General features: G+C 38.7%; 8 protein-coding genes and 3 pseudogenes. 7 read left to right on the top strand and 4 right to left on the bottom strand.

Going from position 1 to position 9,311, the window contains the following annotated elements:
- Positions 1-52: 52 nt before the first annotated feature.
- Positions 53-472, bottom strand: a pseudogene (locus ACFE90_RS31920) (alpha-isopropylmalate synthase regulatory domain-containing protein); the annotation flags it as partial.
- Between the two features lie 14 nt (positions 473-486).
- Here ACFE90_RS31920 and ACFE90_RS31915 point away from each other — a divergent pair.
- Both ACFE90_RS31915 and ACFE90_RS31910 read left to right on the top strand, forming a co-directional pair.
- Entirely contained in the window at positions 487-1,002 is a 516-nt protein-coding gene (locus ACFE90_RS31915; protein WP_375506334.1) for a GntR family transcriptional regulator, read from the top strand.
- 187 nt (positions 1,003-1,189) lie between these two features.
- Positions 1,190-1,633 (top strand): hypothetical protein, encoded by a 444-nt coding sequence (locus ACFE90_RS31910; protein ID WP_375506333.1) that lies wholly within the window; start codon positions 1,190-1,192, stop codon positions 1,631-1,633.
- A gap of 88 nt (positions 1,634-1,721) precedes the next feature.
- On the opposite strand, the gene ACFE90_RS31905 is transcribed toward ACFE90_RS31910, so the two are convergent.
- Positions 1,722-2,258 (bottom strand): nucleotidyltransferase family protein, encoded by a 537-nt coding sequence (locus tag ACFE90_RS31905; protein WP_375506332.1) that lies wholly within the window; start codon positions 2,256-2,258, stop codon positions 1,722-1,724.
- Between the two features lie 183 nt (positions 2,259-2,441).
- On the opposite strand from ACFE90_RS31905, the gene ACFE90_RS31900 reads away from it, so the two are divergent.
- The 3 genes from ACFE90_RS31900 (at position 2,442) to ACFE90_RS31890 (ending at position 5,411) form a co-directional block, all read left to right on the top strand.
- The gene (locus tag ACFE90_RS31900; protein WP_375506331.1) at positions 2,442-3,710 is read left to right on the top strand and encodes a plasmid pRiA4b ORF-3 family protein; all 1,269 of its coding nucleotides are present in this window, start codon (positions 2,442-2,444) and stop codon (positions 3,708-3,710) included.
- A gap of 375 nt (positions 3,711-4,085) precedes the next feature.
- Positions 4,086-4,763, top strand: coding sequence for a cob(I)yrinic acid a,c-diamide adenosyltransferase (gene cobO, locus ACFE90_RS31895; protein ID WP_375506330.1), 678 nt, complete (start codon positions 4,086-4,088; stop codon positions 4,761-4,763).
- A gap of 183 nt (positions 4,764-4,946) precedes the next feature.
- Complete coding sequence (locus ACFE90_RS31890) at positions 4,947-5,411, top strand: DUF3237 domain-containing protein (RefSeq protein WP_375506329.1); 465 nt, start codon at positions 4,947-4,949, stop codon at positions 5,409-5,411.
- Positions 5,412-5,653: 242 nt separating this feature from the next.
- Here ACFE90_RS31890 and ACFE90_RS31885 read toward each other — a convergent pair.
- Positions 5,654-5,761, bottom strand: a pseudogene (locus tag ACFE90_RS31885) (transposase); the annotation flags it as partial.
- Between the two features lie 88 nt (positions 5,762-5,849).
- Positions 5,850-6,548, bottom strand: coding sequence for a hypothetical protein (locus tag ACFE90_RS31880; RefSeq protein ID WP_375506328.1), 699 nt, complete (start codon positions 6,546-6,548; stop codon positions 5,850-5,852).
- Between the two features lie 625 nt (positions 6,549-7,173).
- Here ACFE90_RS31880 and ACFE90_RS31875 point away from each other — a divergent pair.
- Both ACFE90_RS31875 and ACFE90_RS31870 read left to right on the top strand, forming a co-directional pair.
- Complete coding sequence (locus tag ACFE90_RS31875) at positions 7,174-8,469, top strand: ATP-binding protein (protein ID WP_375506327.1); 1,296 nt, start codon at positions 7,174-7,176, stop codon at positions 8,467-8,469.
- Positions 8,456-9,311, top strand: a pseudogene (locus tag ACFE90_RS31870) (tetratricopeptide repeat protein); the annotation flags it as partial. The gene ACFE90_RS31875 and the pseudogene ACFE90_RS31870, both read left to right, overlap by 14 nt.

Below are 9,311 nucleotides of genomic sequence, written 5' to 3'. Positions count from 1 at the left end.
ATGGACATTGCACAGTAGATGACCTCAATTCATCCCCCTATTATGCAACGCCCAAGCGAACTGTTACAGTTCCTAGTGCATCAATTCCTCCAGTCACAGATTGAACGGAAAACTCAATCAGTTGATTGGGAATCTGTACCAATCGATTGATTACTTGATACACCGCATCCACTGGCCCAGTACCTACACTCGCATCCGTAAGGATTTTACCTTCAGGAGTGACAATTGTAATAGTTGCAGTTGGGCAAGTGCAGTCACCGCAGATTACCTGGACGTGTTCGATTTGGAAGCCACTTTCTACTTGAATCTGCATTTCATCTCGAACGATCGCCTCTAAATCCCAATCTGAGATTTCTTTTTTCTTATCGGCGACTTCTTTGAATCGATTGAAGGCTTTATTTAAATCTGCCTCGTTCAATTCAAAACCCAATTCCTTGAGCCTGGTACGGAAAGCATTTCGTTCAGTTTGGCGTTAGTCGCCTTCCCGTGCGTGAAGCGCTCAAGCAGTTAGAAGCAGAAGGATTGGTGACACTGCATTTAAATCGTGGTGCGATCGTATCGGTGTTGACAGCACAAGAGGCGCAAGAAATTTGTGAAATTCGTAGCGCCTTGGAAGTGAAAGCGATACAGTTGGCAATACCCAAGTTCAAGGAAACAGATATAGAAAAAGCTGCTGTGATTCTGGAAGCGACAGATCAAGCAACTGATGCAGGTGTGTTGGCGAAACTCAACTGGGAATTTCACGCGACGCTGTACGCCACTGCTGAACGTCCCCGGTTGCTGACAATGATTAAAACTTTACACGTTAATTGCGATCGCTATGTCCGGGTACAATTAGCGCAGATGGATTACCAGGAGCGATCGCAAAAAGAACACTATCAACTCTTAGATGCTTGTCAAAAGCAGGATACAAAAGCTGCTGTCAGGTTACTGAAACGACACATAGACACCGCAGGAGAACAGCTAATTGTATACTTGCAGCAAATTGCTCAAAAACGCTGATTATTTAATGATCTAGTAGAACAGACTAAACGGGAAATTTCCACTATTGTGTTCAATAAACCTCTCCCTACCTTGAACTAAAGTTCAACTCTATCTATTCCTCTCCGACTCGGAGAGGGACGGTTTTACCTAGTAAAACTAGGGAAAGGTCTTTTTAAGTTGTTCAGAGAAATAAATAGGATCGTCCATGAAAAAACTGATCCAGCGTATTAAAAGATTGCTGCAACGTATCTTCAAGAGGTTTGCATCAAATTCTCAGCAGACATCACCCTTAATAAATTCTCGCCCCTTAGAAACTTCTATTCCTAGTGTTTCTCCCCGATGGAAATCTGGTTTAGTACTTGTGTGTTCACAATGTGCAAACGAGCGCTCAAATAGTTTTCATCCAACTAGCAAAAGCTCAACAGCTTCCGAAGACTTAGAGAATTGGTTAAAATCTCGTTTAAAATTTGAGGGATTATGGGGAGAATTTCGGGTAGTTAGCACCAGTTGTTTAGGAGTTTGTCCAAAATCCGGTATTACTGTAGTTATTGTAAGTAATGGAAGTGGCGGTAATAGCCCATGCTTGATTGTAAATCCCCAGAGCGATCGCGAACTTCTCTACTCACGCATCAAACAGAATAAAGGATGACTTTACAGCTTTATTAACGCCTAGATTAGGATATTTTTTCACTAAATTATTGAATGCTAAACGAGTGGTTACAACCCAACTGTAACTTTTACGCCAACCGCAGATGAGGACACTTTTGTAAAAACCCAGATGCCTTATTGTGGGCATCTAAGTTATGAGTATGTGCTGGCGTAGGTCGAATAATGCCACCAAACAAGTCATCTAACCCGTAGGGAGTAAAAAATTGCCATTGGCCTTGTGTATCTAGCCGAACTCCTACAGCAGTAGCAGTGTGCAGCCAATCTGTAATGCCATCCTCTGTACTAGTGTAGGGTCTGCTACCAGGCCGCCAACGAGCAAAACTAGCTTGATTTTTTACATCAAACTGTTCATCAGGAAATTGTTGTGTGAGAGTCGCCTTTGCTGCTAGTTCTTGAGAACGGTTCCCCTCTATATCAAAGAATGCAATATCAAAATCTTTAATACCTAATTTACACTCATTGCCAAAAATTGCAGACCAAACAGTGTTTCGGACTGCACCCCCAGCTAACCACCAGTTAGGTAGATTTAGTTGAGCGATCGCTCTTAATACTGTATCAATAGGTGTATCAGCTAAAATCATCTGTAGACGAGTGTTACTATTCATATCAAATTTCTGGGATTATTAACTAAAAGGTGAAAATATTATTCACATCTCATTAAGCTTACGGTCTTGATAGACCTACTGTGATACTTGGCAGGTCAAGATTTATTAGGGTAACTGCTGAAGTCGTAGTATAGAGAACAGGATTTTACGGAAGGTTAAATTGTGGATTTATAACTTTTATTTATGGAAGATTTATTTGCGCGGCTAGAACGCACATTCAATCCTGAACTGCCTTCTTTAACAGAGTCACAACAACAACTTCTACAAGAACTCAGCATTGATAAAAATCAACCTGGTATGATTCTGCATGACTTTCAAACCCTAATAGATTTCTTGCAACCAAATGGAGTGGAAGTTAGTAGTGTTAATAACCTTTTACCACTGAAAGTACTATCAGAAGTTAATTCTCGGTTAAGTCAACCAATTGAAACTAAACTCAAACGCCCTGTACAGAAATCATACCCCTATATTAATGGACTATATCTGTTATTACGCAGTTCTGGGATAGCCCAAATTAAATCCCAAGGTAAGAAGCAAATTTTAGTATTAGACACAGCTACCTTGGAATCATGGTCAAATCTCAACCCAACAGAACGCTATTTCAACTTATTAGAAGCCTGGTTAATTTGGGGAAATAACGAAATTTTGGGTGAACATCAAGACTCATTCGGAAATTTATTTAGATGTATTCAACTTTGGACTCGCGTCCCAGATAAAGGTTTAAAATTTCCTAAATATGAAGACCAATACAATATTAGTTATTATCCAGGTCTGCATAATGTTGCCCTGTTAGAGTTATTTGGATTGTTATCTATCAAGCAGGGAAAACCGCAAGAAGGTAAGGGGTGGCGTATTACCAGTTTACAACGCTTGCCCTTTGGTGATGCTCTGTTGCAATTATTATTTCCGCTAGGTATACGAGGAGAATTACAGGATGATATAAATGTTAATTTTGGAAAATTGCAGTCACACTTACAACCCTTTTTTCCAGAATGGGAACATAACTTATTTGTTCCACAGCAAGGTTTTACTGATGGTATTTATATTTTTAAAGTGTCCATTTATGAGGCTTGGAGACGCATTGCTATACCAGCGAAAAAACCATTAGGCTGGCTAGCAGAAACAATTCTTGATGCTTTTGATTTTGACTACGACCATTTATATGAGTTTAGTTATAAAGACCGTTTTGGTCGCACAATTAAAATAGGTCATCCATACATGGAAACACCCCCATTTGCTGATCAAGTACAGATTGGTGATTTGTCTTTAGAACCGGGTGCTAAAATCACCTATCTTTATGATTTTGGTGATAACTGGAAATTTGATGTGCAGTTAGAAGCAATTAATCAGCCTGATAATAAAATCAAAAAATCAAAGATTTTAGAAGTTCACGGAAATGCACCTCAACAATATTGGAGTGAGGATGAAGATGAGGAGAATGAGGGAGAGTAATTGTACTATTTTAGTAACTCGATTTCTAAAATAGTAACCCTGGTAAAACTAATGTAACTTTCTAAACAAGTGATGAAATGATAATCTTTCTACTAACTAACTGTCCTGCCGAAGGAAATCTTAGTAAAATGATTTAATAAACCTATTAAATTATTTAAAATAGCAATATTGAACTCAAATTATAACCTCAGTTTGTATATCATAGAGTTTTACTTAGTTGTTTGCCAAGGATGTTAAAAAATATAACACGGTATCAATATTTTTCCATAAAATCTTACTGGATATATTGAATTATGTAATTTAGGTACGATCAGAGAATAAACTGAATTTCAGTTCATTATTGAAAGTTTTAACAGTTATTTGCACACAAAATTGATGAAAAACGATACACCAGAAGAATTAAACCCAGACAAAGAGATTGGGCGCTTGATTGATGAAGTCATGTCTTCATCTCTGACTGATGAACAGTACCGCAAAAAGATGCAGCGACGCAAAGAAGTGCAGGATCAACGCATAGCACAAGCTGTACCAGAAAAAGGATTAATTATTGTAAATACTGGTAATGGTAAAGGTAAAACTACTGCGGCTTTGGGGATGGTGTTACGATCGCTAGGTCACGGGTATAAAGTAGCGATCGTCCAATTTATCAAAGGTAGTTGGGAACCTTCAGAAAAACGGGTTTTCAGTAATTGGGAAGACCAGTTAGAATTTCACGCAATGGGCGAAGGCTTTACCTGGGAAACTCAAGACCGCGATCGCGATCTCGATAAAGCTAGCGCCGCGTGGGAGAAATCATTAGAATACATCCGCAACCCAGACTTTCATCTGGTGTTGTTAGACGAAATCAATATCGCCCTCAAAATGTCTTACTTAGAAGTAGAAGACGTTTTAGCGGGTTTGGCGCAAAAACCAGCTAACAAACACGTTATTCTTACAGGTAGAGGCGCACCAGCTGCAATAATAGAGCGTGCTGACCTCGTAACCGAAATGACCCTAGTTAAGCACCCTTTCCGCGATCAAGGCGTTAAGGCGCAACCAGGAATTGAGTATTGAAGAAGAATGCAGAATTCAGAATTGCTGAATTCTGCATTCTTGAGTGTGGGGGATGAACGCGGAAAGTTGCAGATAAGGCAATACAGTTCAGTTAAGGCTAAAAACTCAAATCGGTGTAGGTTAAGTTGAGGAACGTTATCTCGGCGGATACTTTAACACTGTTAGGCAAGAAAGGAGGTTTCAATGGAACTTGTGCATGAGTTTACTTGGCGTGTTGTTTCGACAACGCCTCACGAAGTTGGCGCTGGCCCTTATGGAACGCGCCTTTATTACGAGTTGCCAGACGCGACTATTAGGGGTGAGCGTCTAAATGGAAAAATGGTGGGAAAAGGCGGCGACTGGATGCTAGTGGGGCCGGATAGTTACGTGCAAATTGACGTTCGGGCGCAGGTACAGACGGATGACGGCGCGATCATTTACATTCGCTATCGCGGCCCAGTAGAAGTGACTGAGAAATTTCAGCAAGCTGCGGATACATTCGGCGAAACCGATTTCAAAGACCAACTTATTCGCACATATTGGGAACTTGAAACGGGCGACTCTCGCTACACTTGGGTCAATCGCACAATCTTCGTTGGTGAAGGGCGATTGCTTTCTAACGGACCGGGGTTGCTGGGAATGGAACATCTCGTTTACCGCCTCGCTTGAGAGCCATAACAATGGCACAACATATAAAAAGAGAAACAATAATTGATTTACAACTGAAGGGAAAACCAGGTTAAAGACAATCCCGAACTCAGAGGCAAGGGCGAGTGTTGGGGCATCGTTAACCATATTGGCGAATTCAGTTGTACAGTCACAATGTGCGATGGGCAGTACATCTTGAGAATTGACCACTTGAAGTCACTAAACTACCTAGAGTCGGAATGTCAGCAGATGCAATCAATCAGGTATCGCACAACTGAATGGATTTTTTGCCATATGCCTTTACGCTGCCAACGTTGAAAATAAGAGTATACAGTTTGCCATGTTGGTAAATCATCGGGCATCATTCGCCATCAGCAGTGTGCAATTTATATACACCCTCTTAGACTTTGAATTTATTTATTTATATTTGACTAGCTTTGTGTAGATAACTATTGGAGATTATTTGCACATTTGCAATGTGCGGCGATCGCTAGCAGTGATAGAACTTAAATGATAAAAGTCTTGCAGAGCCACCGAGTAAGGATAACTGCTTAACTCATCTTCACTGACTTGAGGTAGTCTATTGCTTGCAGCTACCTGATTAGACTGAGTAGTACTGGCTTCATTTGACGAACTATTAACCGTCATCGCCAACTCTCCTGATCGGTTGAGTGTACCCTGAAAACAATTAAACTCTGAGTGGGGCATAAACAATGCACCCGTTACCTTATCCTGCTGCTTTTGAAATATGATATAACCTTGACCAAGCTGGTTTGATTTCGGGGATTGACCATAAAGGTAAATCCCATCTTTTACAGGAAAATCCACTTTTGGCAAAACTCCAGCATCTTTTGTAGCTCCCTGAGAATTTGGAACCAACGCTGTGGTTGTAGATAATGTTTTTCCGTTATGACCAAAAAACCCTCTATCTCCAGAAGCCGCATTAAGTTGACTTCTCTCCTCCCTAACTCTTCTTAGCTGCGACAAAAGAGAGTTGTCAGTGGTTTTCTGAATTTGAGCCGATGATAATGAAGAATTTGTAACTGGTACTACTTGAGTCTGCTTGGCTATAAAGCCCAAACCCAAAAGTAAGCCTAAGCCTGCGAGAGAAATTCCCCATTGACGGGGAGATAAGAACTGATGAAAGTTGTTAAGCACCCTACTTCTCCTGTTAAAAAACGAACTAAGTTCTTTATAATTTACTTAAATTATCACCAAGTCTTAATTATCAAAGACTTTGTTTACAACTTAATATTACTATTGTCCAAAAAAGAAAACTGTCAAAAACTAGATTTTTTATTTAATTTAGCTCAACAACCTTAGATTACCACCACTTAGAGTCTTTACTCTTTATTCAATAGATTCATGCCATTGGGTGAAGCCTTTATTATTTCTGGTCAATTTCTGCGTAGGTGTAGCCCGCCGTAGGCATCGCTCCCTTGTTGCTTTCATAAAAAAGGATTGCCCTTTAGCTAAGTACTGAGTTTTGATGATAACTTTTTTACTCGATTATGAGCAATAGTTCTACAGTCAAAGCAACTCTGATACTTACAGCTAGTTCCGTAGAGCGAGGAAGACTGCGCCTAGACGTGAAAGTGCGTCAGATTGAAAAAGGGTTGCAATGGTGTAAATATCGTGACCAAATTAAATCGCAATTTTGATAGGTTGTGGGGGTTTGGATAAAATCATTTCTCTGCCCAAGAACGATCAGTTTGGATTTCCATCTGTGGGGAAATGGGTGATAATTAACTGTGGTGCAGGTTAATTATATTTACCCTATTCTATGACTGAAGATTTACTCAAGTCGTTTCAACAAGCTTATCGTAATTTGGAACTGTTACCCTTAATTGAAGAGAATGATTTACGACGGTTTCGGGTAGAGTATGGTGAAGATACTATTGATGAATTGATCCAGTTGATTGAAGATAGTCCCAATTTAGATGGTAAGGTTGTTTTCACCGGACATCGGGGATGTGGTAAGTCTACTTTGCTGGCGGAATTTAGCCGGAGAATAGGAAATAAATATTTTGTTGTTTTATTTTCTATTGCTGACACTATAGAAATGTCGGACGTAAATCATATTAATGTCCTGTTTTCTATTGCTGTTAATTTAATGTTGGAAGCAGAGGCGCGTCAAATTGATATTCCTACTTCTACTAAAAATGCGATTGATAAATGGTTTGCTACCCGCGTCCGCACGGAAGAAACCAATGTGGAAAGTGAAGCTTCTAAAGATTTTAATATATTGAAATTATTTAGTGTAAAATTAAAAGTTGACTCAAAAATTCGTTATGAGCTCAAACAAGAATTTGAGCGCAAAATTTCTGAGTTAGTCGCTCAATTAAATATTATCGCCGCAGCAATTCAAGCGGTTACAAAACAACAAATATTAGTAATTCTTGATGATTTAGATAAACTTGATTTAGCAGTAGTCAATAATCTATTTAAAGATAATATCAAAGCTCTTTGTTTACCTGGATTCAGGATTATTTATACTATCCCTATTGCGGCTTTGCGAGAAAAAGACCTCAAACCAACTATTGAAAATGAAACTAACGATCAAGTTGTGGCAATGCCTGTTTTAAAATTATTTAAAAAAGGAGAGAGTCATTTAGCAAATGCTATACCATTTCCAAAAACTTTGAATATTCTTTGTGAAATATTGACTAAACGAATCTCAAATAATTTACTTGAATCATCAACAGCAGAAAAAATAGTTTTAAATAGTGGTGGCGTGTTGCGGGAATTAATTCGCGTTTCTAATGAATGTTGTCGGATTTGTCTGCGGTTAATTCGCCGGAAGCCAGAAGATAAAGTAATAATTAATGATGAAATTTTAGACCAAGCAATTAATAATATCCGCAATGATTTTGCTATGCCTTTAGGTAGGGTAGATTATCAAATCTTGCAAACAACTTATCAAAATTTTAAGCCAGAAGACCCGAAACAACAAGAATTTCTCGATTTATTACACGGGCTTTATGTGCTTGAATATCGCAACCGTCAAAATTGGTATGATGTTCATCCTATTGTTGTTGAATTATTGCGTGAGGAGGGTTTAATTGATGACAGCGAATAATCAGAGTAAAAATATTAACCCCGATCAAAAAAATCAAGATGCTTTTGATGATTTAATTGTCTCCATTGAAGCCGGAAAAGGTAAATTTAATTTACTCATTGGTGTTTGTGATAATGCTGATTTTCAAAATCAAATAATTGACCGCTATGAAACAGAATTAAAACCTCATTTTTGTAATTATAGTGTTACATTAGACGAAAAAGAACCTAATTTAAAAGCCGCTATTCAACAACTCTTAGAAAATGAAGAATGTCTACAACAGTATCAACCAGCAGTGATAACTGTCACGGGTGCAGAAAAGTTGCTTTTTCTCAGGCTGGGTGAAGAACAATCAGCACAAGAAAAGTTCTTTGGTTATTTGCAGTGGACAAGGGAAGCTTTGGGGAAATTTCCCTTTGCGATTGTCCTGTGGGTGACGCATCAATTGATGATTAATTTAATCAAAAAAGCGCCGGATTTTTGGAGTTGGCGTAATGGAGTATTTCGGTTTGTTTCCCATGCTAAAAATGTGATTTCTGCGAGAGAACTTGAGGCGATGCGTTTTGCATTAAAAAGTACGGAATTAGAAAACTTTAATAGTGATAATGACTATTTTTTACCCATTGAAGATTTACAAAGATTAATTCAGCAAATAGAACAGCAAAGCGAAATTAAAGACGCAAAATTAGCAAGTTTGTATATTACATTGGCGAATATTTACAAACAGAGATTAGATAGAGGTGAAGCCCAGGACTATCAACAAGAATTAGATTTAGCGATTAAGTATATTTATAAAGCGCTGGAATTGCAAAAAGAATTAGGGTTAGAGGAAGATGTCGCCACTAGCCTCAATAACCTAGCGT

Origin of the sequence: uncultured Nostoc sp. (assembly GCF_964245445.1) — a bacterium.
Classification (GTDB): domain Bacteria; phylum Cyanobacteriota; class Cyanobacteriia; order Cyanobacteriales; family Nostocaceae; genus Nostoc.
The sequence above is the reverse complement of the archived record's forward strand: the minus strand, read 5'-3'. Positions and strand labels throughout refer to the sequence as shown.